We start from the raw sequence: 20842 nt of genomic DNA, 5'->3' as shown, positions 1-20842 counted from the left end.
GAGGATAGGACGTCGTGTCGACACCTGAGCCTTCCCCGGAGATCGCGCTGCTGCGCCGCGCCCTCGGCGTCCTGACCGAGATGGCGCCGGCCGCCGTCGAGCTCGGCGAGATCTTCGCCGCCGCCGGGCACGAGCTCGCGCTGGTGGGAGGCCCGGTGCGGGACGCGTTCCTGGGCCGCGCGAGCGACGATCTCGACTTCGCGACGTCGGCCACCCCCGACGAGACGCAGCGGCTCCTGGCCCGCTGGGGTGACGCCCACTGGGACATCGGCAAGGAGTTCGGCACGATCGGTGCGCGGCGGTTCGGCCGGTCCGGCGCACGGGACGCACGCCGCGGCAACGCGCCGGACGACGTCGTCGTCGAGGTGACGACGTACCGCACGGACGCGTACGACGCGGCCTCGCGCAAACCCGTGGTGGAGTTCGGCGACTCGCTGGACGGGGACCTGTCCCGCCGCGACTTCACGGTGAACGCGATGGCGGTGCGGCTGCCCGACCTGACCTTCGTCGACCCGTTCGGCGGGCTGACCGACCTGGCCGCGAAGGTGCTGCGCACCCCGATCGCACCCGAGCGGTCCTTCGACGACGATCCGCTGCGGATGCTGCGGGCCGCCCGCTTCGCCGCCCGCCTCGGGTTCGCCGTCGAGCCGGGCACCCGGGCCGCGATCGTGGACATGGCTCCCCGGCTCGAGATCGTCTCGGCCGAGCGGGTGCAGGCCGAGCTGTCCAAGCTGTTGTGCGCGCCGTCGCCCCGAGCCGGGCTGGAGGTGCTGGTCGACACGGGGATGGCGGACCAGGTGCTGCCCGAGCTGCCCGCGCTGCGCCTCGAGATCGACGAGCACCACCGTCACAAGGACGTCTACGAGCACTCGCTGATCGTGCTCGACCAGGCGATCGCCCAGGAGACGGGGCCCGACGGCGCCGTTCCCGGCCCCGACCTGGTGCTGCGGCTGGCGGCGCTCCTGCACGACATCGGCAAGCCCGCCACCCGCCGGTTCGAGCCGGGGGGCGGCGTGAGCTTCCACCACCACGAGGTGGTCGGGGCCAAGCTGGTGGCCAAGCGGCTGCGCGCGCTGCGGTACGAGAAGCAGGTGGTCAAGGACGTCTCCCGGCTCGTCGAGCTCCACCTGAGGTTCCACGGGTACGGCGACGGCGCGTGGACGGACTCGGCGGTGCGGCGGTACGTCACGGACGCCGGGCCGCTGCTCGAGCGTCTGCACCGGCTCACGCGGGCGGACTGCACCACCCGCAACCGCCGCAAGGCCAAGCGGCTCTCGGACGCCTACACGGACCTGACCGAGCGGATCGAACGCCTCCGCGAGCAGGAGGAGATCGACGCGATCCGCCCCGACCTGGACGGTACGCAGATCATGGCGGTGCTCGACATCCCGCCGGGGCGTGACGTCGGCGCGGCCTACCAGCACCTGCTGGCGCTGCGCATGGAGCAGGGTCCGCTCGGCGAGGAGCGGGCGACGGCGGAGCTGCGGACGTGGTGGGAGGCTCGCCAGGGCTGAGGTCGCGGCCCTAGGGTGGGCGCGCGAGGCCGTCGTCGCGACGGACCCGCTCCCGGTGACCGGACCGGTGATCGACGACGCAGGGGAGCGCACCGTGACGACGGACCGCAGGGCACGCACGGGTGCGACGGCGTTCTACCTCGTCCAGGGGTTGTGCTTCGCGGGCCTGCTGGCCCAGGTGCCGACGCTGCAGGACGGGCTGGGGATGTCGGACGGCACCCTGACCATCGTGCTGCTCCTGGTCCCCGTCGTGGCGGGCGCGGGCAGCGTCCTGGCCGGGACGCTGGCACCTCGCACGGGCAGCGCCGCCCTGCTGCGGGTGGCGGGTCCGCTCGTGGCCGTGGCCGTCCTCGGGACCGCCCTGGCGCCGTCGACGGCGGTGCTGCTGCCGGTCGTGGCCGTCGTGGGGCTGCTGCTCGGCGTGGTCGACGCGACGATGAACATGCAGGGTGTGGCCGTGGAGCGGCGGTACCGGCGCAGCCTGCTCAATTCCTTCCACGGCGCGTGGAGCGTGGGCGGCATCCTCGGCTCGTTGGCGGCCGTGCTCGCGCACTCCCTGGACTGGGGGCTGGTGGCGGGACTCGGCCTGGTCGCCGCCGTCGCCGTCGTGGTGGACCTCGTGGCCGCGCCGCTGCTGCCGGCCGGACGGGCGCAGGACGCCGTGACCGCGGCGAGCGGGGCCGGGCCGGGTGCGCACGACGGCGGCGCCTCCGGCGTCGGCGGCGAGGGCTCGGCGACCCCGGTGCCGTGGCGACCGATCCTCCTGGTCGGCACCGCCGTCGCGATCGTCTACCTGGCCGACTCCGCGGCCTCGAGCTGGTCGACCAAGTACATCTCCGACGTGCTGCACAGCGCCGACAACGTGGCGCCGCTCGGGCTGGCGGCCTACCTGGGTTGCCAGCTGCTGGGCCGGCTGGCGGCGGACGGTCAGGTCAACCGGTTCGGTCCCGTGCGGCCGGTCGCCGTGGGCGGGATCGTGGGCGCGGCCGGGCTGGGGCTCGTGGCCGTGGCGCCCACGCCGTGGGTCGCCGTCGTCGGGTTCGGGCTCACCGGGCTGGGCCTGAGCGTCGTGGTGCCGCTCTCGTTCTCCGTGGCCGGCGCGCTGGACACCTCCGGCGTGGCCGTGGCCCGCGTGAACCTGTTCAACTACGTGGGGTTCGTGCTGGGCGCCGGCGTGATCGGCGGGGTCGCCGAGCTCGCGGACCTGCGCTGGGCGTTCGCCGTGCCCGCCGTGCTGGCGCTCGGCGTGGTCGCGCTGGCTCCCGCATACCGGGTCGCCGCGCGCCGCGAGACCGTACCGACCGTGGCGGCGCGGCCCCGGTAGCCCCGCCGCCTCCGCCCGGTCCCGGCGCCGCCGGCGTCAGTGGGCGGGCGCCCCCGACGGCGCGTCCGCCCGGCGCAGCCGCGTCGCCAGCAGCACGGCGGCCACGATCACCACGGCGGACACGGTGAAGGCGAGCCGTGCCCCGCCGGCCGTGGCCGTCGCCTCGGACGCGCCGTCGTCGAGCAGCGCGACCGAACGGATCGTCAGCAGCGTGACGAACAGCGCGGTGCCCGCCGCCCCCGCGAGCTGCTGCACCGTCGCGACGGCCGCCGAGCCGTGGGAGTACAGCGCCGGCCGCAGGCCGCCCAGGGCCGAGGTGAAGGTCGGGGTGAACACGAACGCCAGGCCGAGGCTCAGCACCATGTGGCCCACCAGGACCCACCACAGGGGCGACGTCGGGGTCAGGGTGGCGAACAGGACCATCGCCACACCGACGGCGACGACGCCCGGCAGGGCGAGCGGACGGGGTCCGAGCCGGTCGTACAGCCGGCCGACGACCGGGCCGAGCAGTCCCATCGCGAGCCCGCCCGGCAGCATGAGCAGACCGCTCGTCAACGGCGCCAGGCCCATCGCCTCCTGCAGCACCAGCGGCAGCCCGATGATCATGCCGAACATGGCGACCATGGCGATCGCCATCACGCCCAGCCCCACCGAGAAGCCCGGGGCCAGGAAGGCCCGCAGGTCGAGCAGGGCGGCGTCGGTGCGCTGCAGCCGGAGCTGACGCCACACGAAGAGGGCGAGGAACACCACGCCGGCAGCCAACGGGACCGCGGGGGAGACCGGCGTCGCGTGCTGCGCCGCCTCGCCGATCGCGGACAGCCCGTAGACCAGGCCGCCGAAGGCTCCCGCGGAGAGCAGCAGGGACAGCGGGTCCAGGCGGGTCCGGGCGCGGTCGGCCACGTCGCGGACGAGGATCGCGCCGAGGACGAGTGCCGCCACGGCGATCGGGAGCACGACCCAGAAGACCTCACGCCAGCCGAGCGCGGTCACGACGCCGCCGGACATGGTCGGTCCGAGGGCGGGCGCGACGGCGATCACCATCGACACGTTCCCCATCACCTGACCACGGCGGTGGAGCGGGACCGTCGTCATGACCGTGGTCATCAGCAGCGGCATCATGATCGCCGTGCCGGTCGCCTGCACCACGCGCGCGGCCACGAGCAGGCCGAAGACCGGGGCGACCGCGGCGAGCAGGGTACCCGTGCTGAACAGCGACATCGCCAGGATGAACGCCCCCCGGGTGCCGAGCCGCTGCAGCATCCACCCGGTGGTCGGGATGACCACGGCCATCGTCAGCATGAACGCGGTGGTCAGCCACTGGCCGGCGGACGGGGCGATGTCGAACTCGTCCATGACCGCCGGCAGCGCGACGCCCATCGTCGTCTCGTTGAGGATGACGACGAACGCGGAGACGAGCAGCAGCGCGATGACGCGGACGTGCTCGCGCGGGAGCCGGTCACCGGCCGCCTCGCCCGCCGCCGCGGGCGGGGTGGTGCTCGGTGACGCGGACGGCGCGACGCCCGTCACGTCGGGCGGGGTGGTGCGATCCGGCGGCGTCGCCTCGGTGGTGCGTGCAGACATGTCCCCTCCGGGTTCGTGCGGTTCCGGCCGACCGCGGGCGACGCTGCGCACGGAATGACCCGTCAACTGAAGTCGTCACCAGGGTGCGGTATTCCCGTGCTCGTGGCGACCTGATTTCCGCCCGGAACTCATCGGCGTGGGCCAGACGGGACCGGCCGGGGCGAGGTGCGGGTGCGGGGTCCGGTCAGTCGGCGACGGGGGCGTTGCGCACCACGAGGATGCAGGTGTCGTCCTCGTTGGTGCCGTCGGCGCAGGCCTCGACGATCTCCTCCAGCAGCGCCGCGGCGTCGGGCCCGCCGTCGAGGGCGCAGGCGCAGTCGTACAGGCTCTCGAGCTGGTCGCGCAGCGTGCGGTCCCGCCGCTCGACGAGCCCGTCGGTGAACAGCACGAGGGCGTCACCGGGCTCCAGCACCACCTCGGCCTCCGGCACCTCCTCGACCACGCGAGGGGCGCCGATCGGGGTGGTCAGCGCCTGGTCCAGCCGCTCCACCCCGCCGGCCGCCCGCAGGAGCAGCGGCGGCATGTGGCCCGCCCGGGTGTACGTCGCGCGCCGCCGACCGGCGTCGTCCGGCTCGGCGAGCAGGGCGAAGACGCACGTGGCCATGTCCGCCATCCGCAGGCCTCGGACCAGGTCGTCGACGCCGGCGACGACCTCCGACGCCGAGCGCCCCGACCAGGCCTCGCTGCGCAGCACCGAGCGGAGCTGCCCCATGGCGGCCGCCGCCCGGATGTCGTGGCCGACGACGTCGCCCACCGAGACCGCCACGCCGCCGGTGGGCAGGGGCACGACGTCGTACCAGTCGCCGCCGACGTCGGCGCGGGACGACGCCGGCTCGTAGAGGGCCGCGCAGTCGAGCCCGGGGACGTCGACGATCTGGGGGAGCATGCTGTGCTGGAGGGTCAGGGCCGCCTCGTGCTCGCGGCGGTACAGCCGGGCGTTGTCGAGGGCCAGGCCGCCACGGGCGCCCAGGGCGACGATGTCCCGCACGTCCGCACGGTCGAACGATTCCACCCCCTGGTCGCTGATGACGACCATGACACCGATGACACGGTCACGGCCGCGCAGCGGGACGGCGATCGCGGACCCCAGGCCCAGGTTGCGCAGGGCCTCGAGCTCCGCCGGGGCGGTGCGCCGCGGCAGCGAGTCGATGTCCACGGGGAACGGTGCCGGCACCACGGCGCGGTCGACGTCGAGCACGCGCCGGATCGCCGGCGACTCCATCGCCCAGCGCTGCGAGCCCTCGAGGACGGCGACGTCGGCGGCACGCCGCGGGTCACGGGCGGCCGCGTGCACGAGCCGGGGCTCACCCCGGTCGTCCACCACGACGACGACGCACCACGCGCCGAAGTGCGGGGCCACCAGGTGCGGCAGGAGGGCCGCCCCGGCGTCCTCGTCGAACAGGTCCATCAGCTCCTGCGTGATGGTGGCCAGGAGGGCGAGCCGCTGGTTCTCGCGGTTCACCTCGTCCATCTCGAGCGCCTGGCGACGTTCGGCGTGGACCCGCTCGGTGACGTCCGTCTGGATGCCGACGTGGTGCGTGATCGTGCCGTCCTCGTCCAGGATCGGCGAGACCACCACCTGGTTCCAGAACGGCGTGCCGTCCTTGCGGTGGTTCAGCAGCGTCTCGCCGAACGCCTCGCCGGCGTCCAGCGCGGCGCGGATGCGGTCGACGGTCGCGCGGTCGGTGCCCTCGCCCTGCAGGAATCGGCAGTTGCGTCCGAGCACCTCCTCGGCGCTGTACCCCGTCACCCGGCAGAACGCCGGGTTGACCCAGATCAGCGGGTCGTCCGGCTGTGACGGGTCGGAGATGGAGAAGCTCAGGTGGCTCGCGACGGCGGCGCGCAGCTGGAGGCCGTCGGTGGGTTCGTCGGCCCCGACCTCCTCGCGCAGCCCCGAGGCGGGCAGCAGGACGACCAGGGCCCGGTCGGACAGGTGGTCGGGTGCGCCGGCCAGCGGGAGGCAGACCGTCCACAGGTGCTCGGAGCCGTCGGATCGCGCGGAACGCATCGAGACGCCGCCGCCGTCCTCGAGGGCGCCGAGGATCGCGTCGGCCGCGGACGTGGTGTCGTCGGGTGCCACGACGCCGGCTGCGGCGCACCAGGTGCCGATCGGCACGGGCAGACCCACGCTCCCGCTCAGGCGGACCGCGGCCCGGTTCGCGTCGACCACCAGCCTCGTCGCGGTGTCCAGGAGCAGGACGGCGCTGCCCGTGGCGATCTCGACGGGCTCGCCCAGGCGCACCAGCTCGTCGGTGGTCTCCGCGACGAGACTCTCGGCGTCGGCGTCCGACAGGGACGTCGGCAGTGGTCGTTCCATGGTCATCCTCCCGTTGCCTGAGCGTCGGGCTCGTCGCTCATGCACCGTCCCGGACATCGATATTTTGCGGTCGGCGCCCCGGTTCTGTCCATCACGTGGGACGAATGCCGCAGAACGGCTGGGGTGTGCAGGTCGACGGACTCGCGGGGCGCCGGATCGCACCGCGAGGCGGCTCCGATGGCTCAGCGGGCCGAACGTGTCCGGGGCCGCACCTCGGCCGGGACGCGGGCGCCGCGGAACCACAGCAGCGCCGCGACCGCGACGTAGGCCAGCGCCAGGAGGACGAACAGCCCGCGCGACCATCCGTCGTCGGGCACCACCCATGCTGCCAGGACGGCCGCACCGACGAACGCCGCGTTGAAGAGCACGTCGTAGAACGCGAAGGCGCGGCCGCGGTAGTCGTCGTGCGTGTCCCGCTGCACGATCGTGTCCACAGCGATCTTGGCGCTCTGCGCGGCCAGCCCGAGCAGCCCCGCGCCGACGAGCACCACCGTGCGGGTCGGGGTGGTGGCGAGCAGGAGCTGTGAGGCGGCCGCCAGGAGCAGCATGCACACGATCCAACCCTGCGGCCCCGTACGGCGGGACAGCACCGGGGTGGCCACGATCGCGCACGCCCCGCCGACGCCCGTCGCCCCCAGCACCATGGCGAAGTTCGCCAGCCCGGCCGAGGTGTCTCCCGGCTCCGCCAGCAGGTTGCGCGAGATGAGGATGGCGGCGATGAACACGACCCCGTACAGGAACCGGTGCGCCGCCATCACCAGCAGCCCCTGGCCCGGCGTGCGCCGCGCGACCAGGTAGCGGGCGCCGTCGACCAGGCCGCGGGCGACCTCGGCGATCTCGGCCGCCAGGGCACCGCGGCGGGGATGCTCCGGGCCGAGCTGGTCCTTGCCGAGCCGGAGGGCGAGCACCGTCGCACCGGCGAAGGCGACGGACGCGCACACGAGCGCCGCGGCGTCGTGCACCCGCCCCGCCGGGACAGCGAGGCCGACGACGAACCCGACGCCGCCACCGAGGAACGCCGCGCCCGTGCCGAGCGTCGGCGTCAGCGAGTTGGCCGTGAGGAGCAGGGGGCCGTCGACGACGCGGGGCAGGCCGGCGCTCAGCGCGGCCAGCAGGAAGCGGTTGACGCTCAGCGCGGCCAGCCCGAGCACGATCACCCAGGCCTCACCGGCACCGGCCAGGCCGGTCGTCAGCATGACGGCCGCCATCGCCGCGGCGAGCACCACGCGCACCGCGTTGCCGATCATCAGCACCTGGCGGCGGCGCCACCGGTCGAGGAACACCCCGGCGAACGGACCCACCAGCGTGAACGGGGCGAGCATCACGGCGAACGCGGAGGCGACCCCCGCCGCCGTGCCGGCGCGCTCCGGGGAGAAGAACAGCAGCGAGGCGAGCCCGACCTGGAACATGCCGTCACCCGCCTGGGAGACGAGCCGCACGGCGAAGAGCCGCCGGAACCCCGGCAGGCGAAGCAGGGCGGCGAGGTCGTGCCCGGTCTCTCTGAGGGCTCCCACCCGTTCACCTTCCCACGCCGGTCGCGGCGTCGTGCCGAGGGTGGCCGCCCGCTGTCGCGAGGTAGGCGCCCGCGCCCGCGAGGTAGGCAGACCACCTGGTCGGGTAGGCAGGGCCCCCGAGGGTCCTGCCTACCTGGCCGAGCGATCGCCTACCTCGGCACGCACGCTCGCACGCTCGCTACAGGTCAGCGCTCGATCCCTCGGTCGCGATCGTCCTGCGCTCGCACGCTCGCTACGGACTATCGCTCGATCCCTCGGTCGCGATCGTCCTGCGCTCGCACGCTCGCTACGGACTATCGCTCGACGTCACCGCGGATGAAGGCCTCCAGGTGCTCGCGGCCCTGGGTGTCCTCCATCTGGACCGGCGGGGACTTCATGAAGTACGTCGAGGCCGACAGGATCGGTCCGCCGACGCCGCGGTCCTTCGCGATCTTCGCGGCGCGGATGGCGTCGATGATGATGCCGGCGGAGTTGGGGGAGTCCCAGACCTCGAGCTTGTACTCCAGGTTCAGGGGCACCTCGCCGAACGCGCGGCCCTCGAGGCGCACGTAGGCCCACTTGCGGTCGTCGAGCCACGCGACGTAGTCCGACGGGCCGATGTGGACGTTGCGGTCCTCCTTCTTGCCGGCGAGCGCGCCGGTCAGGTTGGAGGTCACGGCCTGGGTCTTGGAGACCTTCTTGGACTCCAGACGGTCCCGCTGCAGCATGTTCTTGAAGTCCATGTTGCCGCCGACGTTGAGCTGGTACGTCCGGTCGAGGACGACGCCGCGCTGCTCGAACAGCTTGGCCAGCACGCGGTGGGTGATCGTCGCGCCGACCTGCGACTTGATGTCGTCGCCGACGATCGGCACGCCCGCGTCCTCGAACTTCTTGGCCCACTCCGGGTCGGACGCGATGAACACGGGCAGGGCGTTGACGAACGCCACACCGGCGTCGATGGCGCACTGCGCGTAGAACTTGTCGGCCTCCTCGGAACCCACCGGCAGGTAGGAGACGAGGACGTCGATCTTCGCGTCGCGCAGGGCCTGCACGACGTCGACCGGCTCGTCGGCGGCCTCGTCGATCGTCGCCTGGTAGTAGTCGCCCAGGCCGTCGAGGGTCGGACCGCGCTGCACGATGACACCCGTGGGCGGCACGTCGGCGATCTTGATCGTGTTGTTCTCCGAGGCGGTGATCGCCTCGGCCAGGTCGAAGCCGACCTTCTTCGCGTCGACGTCGAACGCCGCCGCGAACTCGAGGTCGCGCACGTGGTAGTCGCCCATCTGGACGTGCATGAGACCCGGGACGGTGCTGGACGGGTCGGCGTCGCGGTAGTAGTGCACACCCTGGACCAGGGACGATGCACAGTTTCCGACACCGACGATGGCAACGCGGACGGAGGTCATCCTCGCTCCTTGTTTCTCTGGGCCGGGGCGTCGTGCGCCCCGGCGTTTCGGTCGCGGGCACGGCCGCTGACGCGGTCGCGCTCGGTGGTGATGAGGCCGTCGAGCCAGCGCACCTCGCGCTCGACCTGCTCCAGGCCGTGCCGCTGCAGTTCGAGAGTGTATTCGTCGAGCCGCTCACGGGTCCGGGAGGCGGACTCCCGGACGGCCTCCAACCGCTCGGTCAGCCGGGTGCGCCGGCCCTCGAGGATGCGGAGGCGTGTCTCGGCGTCGGTCTGTGCGAACAGCGCGAACCGGACGTCGAAGCTCTCATCCTCCCAGGCCGCGGGGCCCGCGGAGGCGAGAGTGGTCTGCAGGTGCTCCTTGCCGTCGGCGGTCAGCCGGTACACGATCCGGCCGCGCCGGCCCGTCAGGGGCTTGGTGCCCGACGACGGACGTCCCGCAGCGCTCGCCGCACCACCTCGGGCGGTGGCCCGGGCGGTGGTCGCGGGGTCGGGCTCGGCGGTCTCGATGAGACCGCGGGCCACCAGCGACTTGAGCGCAGGGTAGAGACTGCCGTAGGAGAACGCGCGGAACGAGCCCAGGAGCAGGTTGAGCCGCTTGCGCAGCTCGTAGCCGTGCAACGGGGCGGAGCTGAGCAGGCCGAGGATGGCCGTCTCGAGGACGTTCGAGCGACTACGCACCCGGGTCCTCCTCCCTGTTCCACTGACACATGACGGCTCGTTGTATCGAGTCGATACATCGTGAGGATAGGACGCGGACACCTGTGCAGGCAAAAGGACACCGGTGTCCGCCCGCCCCCACCAGCCACCGCACCAGTTGTGAAGGCCCCGTGGAGCCGTCGGCAGGGGTCTGCGGAAGACCGGCGCGGAAGCGCTCCGACGGCACGGGGACCTGGACACCCCCGCACATCGATCCCCTAGTGTTCCGTGTGGCTCCTCGTGCCGAGTGGGGCATACCTCGGGACCGAGGGCACCGCACAGCGAAAGGTTGGACGTGGCGATCACGCGCAGGCGTCGCTTCTGGAACTACCCCCGCCGGGGCAAGGGCATCGTGCACCGCTGGCTGCCCTCGTGGCGCATCGTCGTGGGCTGCGGGCTGGCCTGCATCGCCCTCGGGACCGGCGTCTTCTTCGCCGCATGGACGTCCACGGCGATCCCGGACGACCTCGACGACGTCGACCACCAGGCGACCACCGTCTACTACGGCAACGGCAAGGAGATCGGCTCCTACTCGTCGATCAAACGTGAGCTGGTCGACTACGAGGACCTGCCCTCCTACGTCGGGGACGCCGTCGTGGCCTCGGAGAACGCCACCTTCTGGGAGGACCCGGGCGTCGACGCCAAGGGGCTGGTGCGCGCGGTGTGGAACAACCTGACGAGCTCGGGGGGCACCCAGGGCGGCTCCACGCTCACCCAGCAGTACGTGGAGCGGTACTACCTGGGCACCACCACCGACCTGGTGGGCAAGGCCAAGGAAGCGATCATCGCGCTGAAGATCGGTCGCCAGCAGCCCAAGGAGCTCGTGCTCGAGCGCTACCTCAACACGATCTACTTCGGTCGGGGCGCCTACGGCGTGCAGGCCGCCGCGACGGCGTACTTCGACAAGGACGCCGCCGACCTCACCTACTCCGAGGCCGCGCTGCTCTCGGGGATCATCCCCTCACCGGTGAACTACGACCCCTCGGTCAACAAGGACATCGCCAAGGACCGCTGGGAGCGGAGCCTCACGCGGATGGCGGACCAGGGCTACATCACGACCGAGGAGGCGACCTCGGCGAAGTTCCCGAAGTTCGTGGCCAAGGACACCTCGAGCAACAGCCTCGGTGGCCAGAAGGGCTACATCATGGCTGCGGTCAAGAAGGAGCTCCTGGCCCACGGGTTCACCGAGGAGGACCTGGAGTCCCGCGGCCTGCAGATCTACACCACGATCAAGCCGAAGCTGCAGCGCACCGCGGCGCAGATCGTCAAGGACATGCCGGACGACGCGAACAAGAAGATCCGGCCGTCCATCGTGTCCATCAACCCCCACGACGGCGCCGTGTGGGCGCTGTACGGCGGCCCGGACTACATCAAGCAGTCGCTGAACACCGCGACCCAGGACGTCGTCCAGGCCGGTTCGACGTTCAAGCCGTTCACGCTCATCGGAGCGCTCGAGGAGGGGCACCAGCTCACCGAGACGTTCGACGGGAACTCGCCGAAGGTCTTCCCGGACGCCGACGACGGCGTGGACTGGGAGGTCAACAACTTCGGCGGGGAGAGCCTCGGCAGCTCGATCGACCTCGTCCAGGCGACGGCGCACTCGGTGAACACCGCGTACGCCGCGCTGAACATGGAGGTCGGGCCGCAGAAGACGGTCGAGGTGGCGCACCGGCTCGGGATCCGTGACTCCACGGAGATCACGGCCAACAACAGCAACGTGCTCGGCACGGCGTCGGTCTACCCGGTCGACCTCGCCTCGGCGTACGCGACCATCGCCGACGGCGGCAACTACGTCACGCCGCACGTCGTCGACCGCGTCGAGCACATGGACGGCACCGTCCGCTACGAGCCCGACACCGCTCCGGACAAGCGGTTCGAGACCGACGTCATCAACGCGGCGACGTACGCGATGACGCAGGTCGTCGAAGAGGGTTCCGGCCGGGCCGCCCTGGAGCTCACCGGTCCCGACGGCACCCGGCGCCCCGTCGCGGGCAAGACGGGTACCGCCAACGACAACGAGACGGCGTGGTTCGCCGGGTTCACCCCGCAGCTCGCCACGGTGGTCAACGTGCGCCAGTACGCGAACGTCGACCTGAAGGAGGGCATCCTCGGCGGGAAGGAAGCGATCGACACCTTCGGGGGATACCCGGAGATCACCGGCTCCACGTGGCCCGCCGAGGCGTGGACCGACTTCATGCAGGTCGCCCTCGAGGGCAAGGACATCGCGGAGTTCCCGGACTACACGCCGCCGCGGCCCACCTTCTCGCCGTCGCCGACCCCGAGCGAGTCCACCCCGGAGTGGGTGGAGGTGCCGGGCAACCTCGTGGGGATGGACGTGGCGCAGGCCACCACCCTGCTCGAGGGCATGGGTCTGAAGGTCTCGACCCAGGCCACCGACGACGAGGCTGCCAAGGGCACCGTCGTCAACGCCTCCAACGCGGGCGCGAAGGTGCCCGCAGGGTCGACCATCACGCTGTGGGTCTCCACGGGCCAGACCGAGGAGGAACAGGGCGTGGCGGTGCCGGACGTGACGGGTCAGTCCCGGACCGCGGCCGAGCAGCAGCTCCGCCGGGTCGGCCTGAGCGTGAGCTTCACCGAGCAGAGCAGCGACCGGCCGGCCGGTGAGGTGATCGGCATGGACCCGGGCGCCGGGACCGAGGTCGAGCCGGGATCGACGGTCACGTTGGTGCTGTCCTCGGGGCCCGAGGAGACGCAGGAGCCGGAGCCCGAGACGACGACGGTGCCGTCCGTGGAGGGTCAGCAGCGCGTGGCCGCCGAGGCCCAGATCCGTGCGGCCGGGCTGGACGTGTCCGTCTCCGAGCAGGACAGCGACCAGCCGCGCGGCCAGGTGCTGTCCACCGACCCCGGTGGCGGATCCTCCGTCGAGGCCGGTTCCACGGTGACGATGGTGGTCTCCAACGGCAGCGGCACCGGTAACGGGAGTGGCGGGTGACCGACGCCACCCGTCACCGCACTTCGTCCGGGACGCCCTGAGCGGGTATCCTGGTCGACTGGCCGTACCGCCGTCGTCCCCCTCGGGAGGGCGGCGTCACGGCCGACGCACGCAAGAACCCTCCTGCCACGGAACGACCGTGGCCGCTGAGACCAGAGGAGGTGGGTTGAACACATGCGTCAGTATGAACTGATGGTGATCCTGGACCCGGAGGTCGAGGAGCGCACCGTTGCCCCGTCGCTCGAGAAGCTGCTGAAGGTCATCACGACCGAGGGCGGTTCCGTCGAGAACACGGACATCTGGGGTCGTCGCCGCATGGCGTACGACATCGACAAGCGCTCCGAGGGCATCTACGCCGTCGTCAACTTCACGTCGACGCCGGACACCGCGAAGGAGCTGGACCGCCAGCTCGGCCTCAACGAGGGCGTGCTGCGGACCAAGATCCTGCGCGCCGACGCTCGCTGAGACCCGCTGGACCGAGACACTCCGCATCCCGGCTGGGCACCTGTCGGTGCCCCGTGATGGGATGCCACCTGAACATCGAGTACAGCCGAATCTCGCGGACGAACGAAGGAGCTTGGCATGGCTGGTGAGACCGTCATCACGGTGGTCGGAAACCTGACTGCGGACCCGGAGCTGCGCTTCACCCCGTCGGGTGCTGCCGTTGCCAACTTCACGATCGCGTCCACCCCCCGCACGTTCGACCGGCAGTCGAACGAGTGGAAGGACGGAGAGGCGCTCTTCCTGCGCTGCTCCATCTGGCGCGAGGCCGCGGAGAACGTGGCCGAGTCGCTGACGAAGGGCATGCGCGTCATCGCGCAGGGCCGTCTTCAGCAGCGTTCGTTCGAGACCCGCGAGGGTGAGAAGCGCACCGTCGTCGAGCTGCAGGTCGACGAGATCGGCCCGTCGCTGAGGTTCGCCTCGGCGAAGGTCACTCGTGCCCAGCGCAGCGGTGGCGGCGGTGGCGGATTCGGTGGGGGCGGTGGCTACGGCGGCAACGCCGGCGGCCAGTCCCAAGGTGGCGGCGGTGGATTCGGTTCCTCCGGCGGCGGTCAGCAGAACGACCCCTGGGCCACGGCAGGCCCGGCGTCGTCCGGCGGCGGGTTCTCGGACGAGCCCCCGTTCTGATCGTCGTCCACATCCACGATCACCCGTGCCCCTGCGTGGGGCACCCCTGAGTTAGGAGCACTCACCATGGCCAAGCCTGTGGTGCGCAAGCCCAAGAAGAAGGCGAACCCGCTCAAGACCGCGAAGGTCGAGTCGGTCGACTACAAGGACACCGCCCTGCTGCGGAAGTTCATCTCCGACCGCGGCAAGATCCGCGCGCGTCGGGTCACCGGCGTCTCCGTCCAGGAGCAGCGCCAGATCGCCAAGGCCGTCAAGAACGCCCGCGAGATGGCACTCCTGCCGTACTCGTCGTCGGCCCGCTGACCGGAAAGGATCCAGATCATGGCAAAGCTGATCCTGACCCACGAGGTGACCGGTCTCGGTGAGCCCGGCGACGTGGTCGAGGTCAAGGACGGGTACGCCCGTAACTTCCTCATCCCGCGCTCGCTGGCCACCCCGTGGACCAAGGGTGCCGAGTCGCAGGTCTCCGCGATCCGCAAGGCTCGCAAGTCCCGCGAGATCGCCACGCGCGAGGACGCTCAGGCCGCGGCCGAGTCGATCCAGTCGCGGACCTACACGGTGGAGGCGCACGCCGGCGAGTCCGGCCGTCTCTTCGGTGCGGTCACCACGGCGGACATCGCCCAGGCCGTCTCGGCCGCCGGCGGCCCGTCGGTCGACAAGCGCAAGATCGAGATCGGTCAGCCGATCAAGGCGATCGGTGAGCACACCGTGTCGATCCGCCTGCACCCCGAGGTGTCGGCCAAGATCGAGCTGGACGTCGTCGCGGGCTGAACGCCCGTCGTGACGTGAGGGCCCCGGTCCCGTTCGCATCGCGAGCGGGGCCGGGGCTTTCTGCTGTGCTCCTCCGCGGCTTCGCTCGGCACTCCCGGCTTCGTTCGGCAGTCCCGGAGTGCCGAACGAAGCCGGGAGTGCCGAGCGAGACAGCCGCCTGTGGATGACGCCAGCGAGCCGGCCGGCCCTGCGGTCATGCTCTCGGGATGTCCGAGTCCGAGATCCTCCTCGCCGGCGACCACGCCCGTTCCATGCTGCGATCCGCCGAGCGCCGGGGCGAGGTCGAGCGCCTCCGTCGGGGCGCCTACCGCCGGGTGCCGGACGCCGGCGTCTCGTCCACCGACCGGTGGTCGTCCGCCCGACGGCGGCACGTCGACAGGGCCCGTGCGGCGCACGCCCAGCTGCGACGACCGCACTGGTTCAGCCACGACACCGCCGCGGTGCTGCTCGGGCTGCCCGTGTGGCGGCTCCCGGACCCGGTGCATCTGACGCAGCACTATCGCGCCTCCTCCCGCGCAGCGCGAGACCTGCGACGTCACGTCCTCCCGGTCGCGGACCACCACCGGGACCTGGCCCTCGGACTGCCCGTGACCACCCTGGAGCGCACCGTCGCCGACTGCGTGACGACGCTGCCCGCGCTCGACGGACTGGTGATCGCCGACGCGGCACTGCGATCCGGGCTGGACCTGGAGGCGACGCGCCGCCTCGTCGAGTCCCGATACCGGGGAGGCGCTCGAGGGAGCCGCGTGCTCGAGCTCGCCGACGCCGGAGCCGAGAGCGCGTGGGAGTCGTGGCTGCGATACGTCGGCTGGTGGGCCGGCCTCCCGCGGCCCCGGACGCAGCACCCGGTGCGGACCCGACTGGGGAGCTTCCGCGTCGACCTCGGCTGGCCGGAGCACCAGGTGCTCGTCGAGTTCGACGGCCTGGTGAAGTACCGCCGCGGCGCGCTGGGCCCCGACCACGATCCGGATGCGGCCCGCATCGCCGAGAAGCGCCGCGAGGACGCGATCACCGAGGCGACAGGCGTCCGGCTGCTGCGCGTGACCTCGATGGACGCGCGGGACCCGCAGTCGGTGGCGGACCGGCTGGTGGCGCGGTTTCCTCCCGAGGTGCGGCGTGGCGCGCGGCGAGATCCGCTGCTGGCTCGGCCTCGCTGACCGGTGGCTTGCGAACCTCGCTCGGCACTCCGGGTCTCGATCGGCACTCCGGAGGTGCCGATCGAAGCCGGGACTGCCGATCGAATCTTGGAATCAGACGCCGGTGACCATCCAGCGCTCACCCCGCGCCCGCAGCCCGGTGGTCAGTGCACGGGCCAGCATGAACACCCCGGCGAACGCCGTCCACAACCACGCGAGGCCGACCGCACCGTCCGGGGCCCAGGTGCGCACCGCCAGGGCGCACGGCGCGTACAGCACGAGGGTCAGCATGCCGGCCCACGCCAGGTAGCGGCCGTCGCCGGCGCCGATGAGCACCCCGTCGAGCACGAACACCCACCCGGCCATCGGCATGAGCAGGCCGGTCACGACCAGTCCGAGGGTGATCGCCACCCGCACGTCCGGGTCGGGGGAGAACAGGGGAGCGATCCACCACCCCGCGGCCGCCAGGACGACGCCGATCGCCACCCCGCGCCGACGCCCCACCGCAGGCAGCGCCGCAGCACGGCCCGCACGCGCGCGACGTCGCCGGTGCCCAGGCCGAACCCGACCAGCGCCTGCGCGGCGATCGCGAGGGCGTCGAGGGCGAACGCCGCGAGCCCCCACAGGCTGTTGACCACCTGGTGGCCGGCCAGTGCGACGGCACCGAGCGACGTCGCCGTCCAGACGGTCAGCAGGATCGCCAGGCGGAGCGAGACGGTGCGGACGAACAGGGGGGCGCCGGCGACAGCGTTGGCCCAGATCCCCGCCCGGTGCGGACGCAGCGAGGCGCCACGGTGGCGCGCCCCGGTGACCACGACGGCGGCGAGCACGGCGGCCATCAGCAGCTGCGCCGTCGTCGTCGCCAGGGCGGACCCGGCGATCCCCATCCCGGCGCCGTAGACCAGGCCGACCGAGCCGACGGCGTTGAGCACAGCGCCACAGGAGGCGACCCACAGCGGGGTGCGCGTGTCCTGCAGGCCGCGCAGGACGCCGGTGCTCGCGAGCACGAGCAGCATGCCGGGCAGGCCGGGTGCGGACCACCGGAGGTAGGTGACGGCGTGCGTGGCGACGTCGTCGGACGCTCCCATCGCGACCACGGCCCAGGGTGCGGCGAGGAACAGCGCGGCGGCGAGGACCACGCCGAGGAGGAGGGCGAGCCACATGCCGTCGACGCCGGACTGGAGGGCCTCGCGCTCGGCCCCGGCGCCGAGGCGGCGGGCGACGGCGGCGGTGGTGGCGTAGGCGAGGAAGACGCACAGCCCGACGAGGGTCACCAGGAGGGTGGAGGCGAGGGAGAGGCCGGCGAGCTGGGCGGTACCGAGGTGCCCGACGACGGCGCTGTCGACGAGCACGAACAGCGGCTCGGCGACGAGGGCGCCGAGGGCCGGCCAGGCGAGCGCGAGGATCTCGCGGTCGAGGCGACGCACCTCACGCATTTCTTTTCCTCCACAGCCTGCGGACGACGTCACCCCAGGTCAGACCGACTTCTCGACTTGTACACAGGAGATTTCCCCAGTTGTGCACAGCGTTGTCCACCGGCTGTGCACAGGATGTCGGCAGTCTTCCACACCCTGGTCCACACCTTCGTCCACAGGCTGCGTTGCGGTCGGTCCATGGCGCGCCTAGCGTCATCCGGAGTGTCGGTGGGGCACGGTAGAACAGAGCCCTGACGACCGGCGGGAACAGCCCGGACAGGGCGAGGACTCCGGTGGGAACCGGAGAGGGGGACGCATGTCGATCGAGGAGCTCGAGGCGGGGTACGGAGCATCGACTCCCGCGTTCGACCGCACCCCGCCGCAGGACATCGATGCCGAGATGAGTGTGCTCGGCGGCATGCTGCTGTCCAAGGACGCGATCGCCGACGTCGTCGAGCAGATCCGTGGTGTCGACTTCTACCGCCCGGCGCACGAGGCGATCTACGACGCGATCATCGACCTCTACGGCCGCGGGGAGCCCGCCGACGCGATCACCGTCGTCGCGGAGCTCACCAAGCGCGGCGAGATCGGCCGGATCGGCGGCGCCTCCTACATCCACGACCTCATGGCCGGGGTGCCGACGGCCGCCAACGCCGGGTACTACGCCCGGATCGTGCAGGAGCGGGCCGTGCTGCGGCGGCTCGTGGAGGCCGGCACCAAGATCGTCCAGCTCGGGTACGCCACGGACGGCGGCGAGGTCGAGGCCGTCGTCAACAACGCGCAGGCCGAGATCTACGCCGTCACCGAGCGCAAGACGTCGGAGGACTACGCGCCGCTCGCCGACATCATCGGCGGCACGATGGACGAGATCGAGGCGGCGGGCAACCGCGGCGAGGGCATGGTCGGCGTGCCGACCGGGTTCGCGGACCTCGACCGGCTCACCAACGGACTGCACCCGGGACAGATGATCGTCGTGGCGGCGCGCCCCGCCATGGGCAAGTCGACCCTGGCCATCGACATCGCGCGGTCGGCGTCGATCAAGCACCAGAAGACGTCCGTCGTCTTCTCGCTCGAGATGAGCCGGAACGAGATCACGATGCGCCTGCTGGCCGCCGAGGGGCGGGTCCACCTGCAGAAGCTGCGCAACGGTTCGATGGGCGACGAGGACTGGCAGAAGCTCGCGAAGATCATGGGCAAGGTGTCCGAGGCGCCGCTGTTCATCGACGACTCGCCGAACATGTCGCTCACCGAGATCCGGGCGAAGTGCCGGCGGCTCAAGCAGAAGCACGATCTGCAGCTCGTCGTCATCGACTACCTCCAGCTCATGACGTCCGGAAAGAAGGTCGAGTCGCGCCAGCAGGAGGTCTCCGAGTTCTCCCGTGCGCTCAAGCTGCTCGCGAAGGAGATCGAGGTCCCGGTCATCGCGCTGTCGCAGCTGAACCGTGGTCCGGAACAGCGGCAGGATAAGAAGCCCGCGATGTCGGACCTTCGCGAGTCGGGTTCTATCGAACAAGATGCTGACATGGTCATTCTTCTGCATCGCGAAGATGCTTACGAGAAAGAATCTCCTCGGGCGGGTGAAGCTGACTTGATTGTCGCAAAGCACCGTAATGGCCCGACAGATACGATCACCGTGGCGTTCCAGGGCCACTATTCACGGTTCGTCGACATGCAGGTCTGACTACTTGCGGAAATGTCGACGTGCAGCCTAGATTTCACAAACCCTCACCTATGTAACATGGTCGCCTCTTGACTCGGGTGTGACCGTTCCAGGACTGTCTCGGTCGTCCTCGTGGCTGGTGTGGGAAGTCTTGACGTGCAGCCGGATCGATCCTCGGCATCGAAGGCGCGCGATCGCTGGCCGGGCTCAGGCTGCTGGCTTGACTAGGTTTCCGCGAGGGCGTGGGCGAGCGTGGGCCACGCGGACTTCGCCCCCGAGTTCGGCGGCCCTGGCCCACGTGGCGTGATGTATGGAGCGAGGGCTGATCGGGTGGCGGTTCACGAGGGCTCGTTGTGACAACGCAACAGGAAGATCAGGGGATCTCAGAGGGGGCTACGCTGGCTCCGCTGCGACTCCGTCGGTCGATCGCCAGCGTAGCCCCCTCTGAAATCGATCGAAACCTCCACCCGGGGTCGTTAGATCGGTCATCTCGGCAACGTGCTCGAAGGTCCTCGCGCTTCGTCCGTCGTGTGTCGACGTGCGCGTGCTGTGAGTCGTGTTGGCGTTGATGCAGTGAGTTGACTCCAGGCCGGGGCGTGCGGCTGTGCAAGGATCCTGCGATGGCTGACTCTGCCTCGTCCTTTCCAGTGCCGCCGGTTCCCGGTGTTGTGCCTGCGCGTGCGCGCACCGTCCTTGTGGTGACGCATCCGGAGGCGGCGCATCACGTCGACGGGGTGGTCGGTGGTCAGTTCGACTCGGAGCTGACAGCGGAGGGCCGCGACGACGCGGAACGGATCGCTGCGGTCCTAGCGGGAAGGGTCGGCGTCGAGGGCAGCCGTGCGGTGATCTCGTCGGATCTTCGCCGGACCGCCCAGACCGCAGCGGTGATCGGTGACGTCCTGGGTGTCGAACCGGACCTCGACGGGCGTCTGCGGGAGAAGTCGTACGGCGTCGCCGGTGGCCGTGCGCAGTCCTGGTTGGATGAACGGTTCGTCCCGCCTCCGGCCGTTGGCGATCGGCTGCGCCATCACGAGGGAGTCGACGGCGCCGAGACACGCTTGGAGGTGGCGTGCCGGGTCTACGAGGCGATGACCGACGTCCTGGCCCGCGATGTGGACGACTTGGTGGTCGTGACCCACGGCTACGCGGCGACGTTCGTCGTCGCCGCGTGGATCGGGATGCCGATCGAGGCAGCCGGCCACGTGGCCTTTCCTGTCTGCTCGGGGAGCATCACGACGCTGCGCGAGGACCCCTTCTTCCACAACCGAGCCGTGACGGCGGTGGGGGAGACCGCGCACCTCGTCGGCTGACCTTGCCGCGGCGGCTACCGAGTTCCGCCGTTCACGGTGGGAATCTCGGGATAGCGGAAGAGATGGAAGCGCAGCGCCGTGCGTCGTCGCTGGAGCAAGGGCCGGTCCCACTTGGACGCCTTGAGGATCGCCTCCT

At 71.4% G+C, this 20842-nt stretch carries 15 protein-coding genes and 1 pseudogene; 10 read left to right on the top strand and 6 right to left on the bottom strand.

Annotated features, from left to right (window positions below; all coding sequences use genetic code 11):
- The first annotated feature begins 14 nt into the window (after positions 1-14).
- Together ACIQLL_RS04465 and ACIQLL_RS04460 are read left to right on the top strand one after the other, a co-directional pair.
- The gene (locus ACIQLL_RS04465) at positions 15-1514 is read left to right on the top strand and encodes a CCA tRNA nucleotidyltransferase (RefSeq protein WP_402463766.1); all 1500 of its coding nucleotides are present in this window, start codon (positions 15-17) and stop codon (positions 1512-1514) included.
- A 55-nt stretch (positions 1515-1569) separates the two neighbouring features.
- Entirely contained in the window at positions 1570-2838 is a 1269-nt protein-coding gene (locus ACIQLL_RS04460) for an MFS transporter (protein WP_402463764.1), read from the top strand.
- Between the two features lie 36 nt (positions 2839-2874).
- Here the strand turns inward: ACIQLL_RS04460 and ACIQLL_RS04455 are convergent, their stop codons facing one another.
- From ACIQLL_RS04455 to ACIQLL_RS04435, 5 genes are all read right to left on the bottom strand, one after another.
- Positions 2875-4419: an MDR family MFS transporter gene (locus ACIQLL_RS04455; RefSeq protein WP_402463762.1), complete on the bottom strand. Its 1545-nt coding sequence runs from the start codon at positions 4417-4419 to the stop codon at positions 2875-2877.
- 184 nt (positions 4420-4603) lie between these two features.
- Entirely contained in the window at positions 4604-6736 is a 2133-nt protein-coding gene (locus tag ACIQLL_RS04450) for a SpoIIE family protein phosphatase (protein ID WP_402463760.1), read from the bottom strand.
- Between the two features lie 182 nt (positions 6737-6918).
- Positions 6919-8250, bottom strand: coding sequence for an MFS transporter (locus tag ACIQLL_RS04445; protein ID WP_402463758.1), 1332 nt, complete (start codon positions 8248-8250; stop codon positions 6919-6921).
- A 293-nt stretch (positions 8251-8543) separates the two neighbouring features.
- Positions 8544-9635, bottom strand: a complete 1092-nt coding sequence (locus ACIQLL_RS04440; protein WP_402463756.1) for an inositol-3-phosphate synthase — start codon at positions 9633-9635, stop codon at positions 8544-8546.
- Positions 9632-10315, bottom strand: a complete 684-nt coding sequence (locus tag ACIQLL_RS04435; RefSeq protein WP_402463754.1) for a PadR family transcriptional regulator — start codon at positions 10313-10315, stop codon at positions 9632-9634. Before ACIQLL_RS04435 ends, ACIQLL_RS04440 begins: the two co-directional genes overlap by 4 nt.
- Positions 10316-10628: 313 nt before the next feature.
- Between ACIQLL_RS04435 and ACIQLL_RS04430 the strand changes: the two genes are divergently transcribed.
- The 6 genes from ACIQLL_RS04430 to ACIQLL_RS04405 all read left to right on the top strand — a co-directional run bounded on the left by ACIQLL_RS04430 (position 10629) and on the right by ACIQLL_RS04405 (position 16342).
- Complete coding sequence (locus ACIQLL_RS04430) at positions 10629-13286, top strand: transglycosylase domain-containing protein (RefSeq protein ID WP_402463752.1); 2658 nt, start codon at positions 10629-10631, stop codon at positions 13284-13286.
- A 174-nt stretch (positions 13287-13460) separates the two neighbouring features.
- Positions 13461-13751, top strand: coding sequence for a 30S ribosomal protein S6 (gene rpsF, locus ACIQLL_RS04425; RefSeq protein ID WP_402463750.1), 291 nt, complete (start codon positions 13461-13463; stop codon positions 13749-13751).
- A 117-nt stretch (positions 13752-13868) separates the two neighbouring features.
- Positions 13869-14414 (top strand): single-stranded DNA-binding protein, encoded by a 546-nt coding sequence (locus ACIQLL_RS04420; protein ID WP_402463748.1) that lies wholly within the window; start codon positions 13869-13871, stop codon positions 14412-14414.
- A gap of 66 nt (positions 14415-14480) precedes the next feature.
- The gene (rpsR, locus tag ACIQLL_RS04415) at positions 14481-14717 is read left to right on the top strand and encodes a 30S ribosomal protein S18 (protein ID WP_402463746.1); all 237 of its coding nucleotides are present in this window, start codon (positions 14481-14483) and stop codon (positions 14715-14717) included.
- A gap of 18 nt (positions 14718-14735) precedes the next feature.
- Positions 14736-15185, top strand: coding sequence for a 50S ribosomal protein L9 (gene rplI / locus ACIQLL_RS04410; protein ID WP_402463744.1), 450 nt, complete (start codon positions 14736-14738; stop codon positions 15183-15185).
- A gap of 206 nt (positions 15186-15391) precedes the next feature.
- Complete coding sequence (locus tag ACIQLL_RS04405) at positions 15392-16342, top strand: hypothetical protein (protein ID WP_402463742.1); 951 nt, start codon at positions 15392-15394, stop codon at positions 16340-16342.
- Positions 16343-16435: 93 nt separating this feature from the next.
- Here the strand turns inward: ACIQLL_RS04405 and ACIQLL_RS04400 are convergent.
- A pseudogene (locus ACIQLL_RS04400) lies at positions 16436-17757 on the bottom strand (MATE family efflux transporter).
- 295 nt (positions 17758-18052) lie between these two features.
- On the opposite strand from ACIQLL_RS04400, the gene dnaB reads away from it, so the two are divergent.
- Both dnaB and ACIQLL_RS04390 read left to right on the top strand, forming a co-directional pair.
- A complete protein-coding gene (dnaB, locus tag ACIQLL_RS04395; protein WP_402463740.1) occupies positions 18053-19417 on the top strand; it encodes a replicative DNA helicase in 1365 nt (454 codons plus the stop codon).
- Positions 19418-20016: 599 nt separating this feature from the next.
- Positions 20017-20706: a histidine phosphatase family protein gene (locus ACIQLL_RS04390; protein WP_402463738.1), complete on the top strand. Its 690-nt coding sequence runs from the start codon at positions 20017-20019 to the stop codon at positions 20704-20706.
- Positions 20707-20842 lie beyond the last annotated feature (136 nt).

This window comes from Isoptericola aurantiacus, assembly GCF_044769875.1.
Taxonomy (GTDB): domain Bacteria; phylum Actinomycetota; class Actinomycetes; order Actinomycetales; family Cellulomonadaceae; genus Isoptericola; species Isoptericola aurantiacus.
The sequence above is the reverse complement of the archived record's forward strand: the minus strand, read 5'-3'. Positions and strand labels throughout refer to the sequence as shown.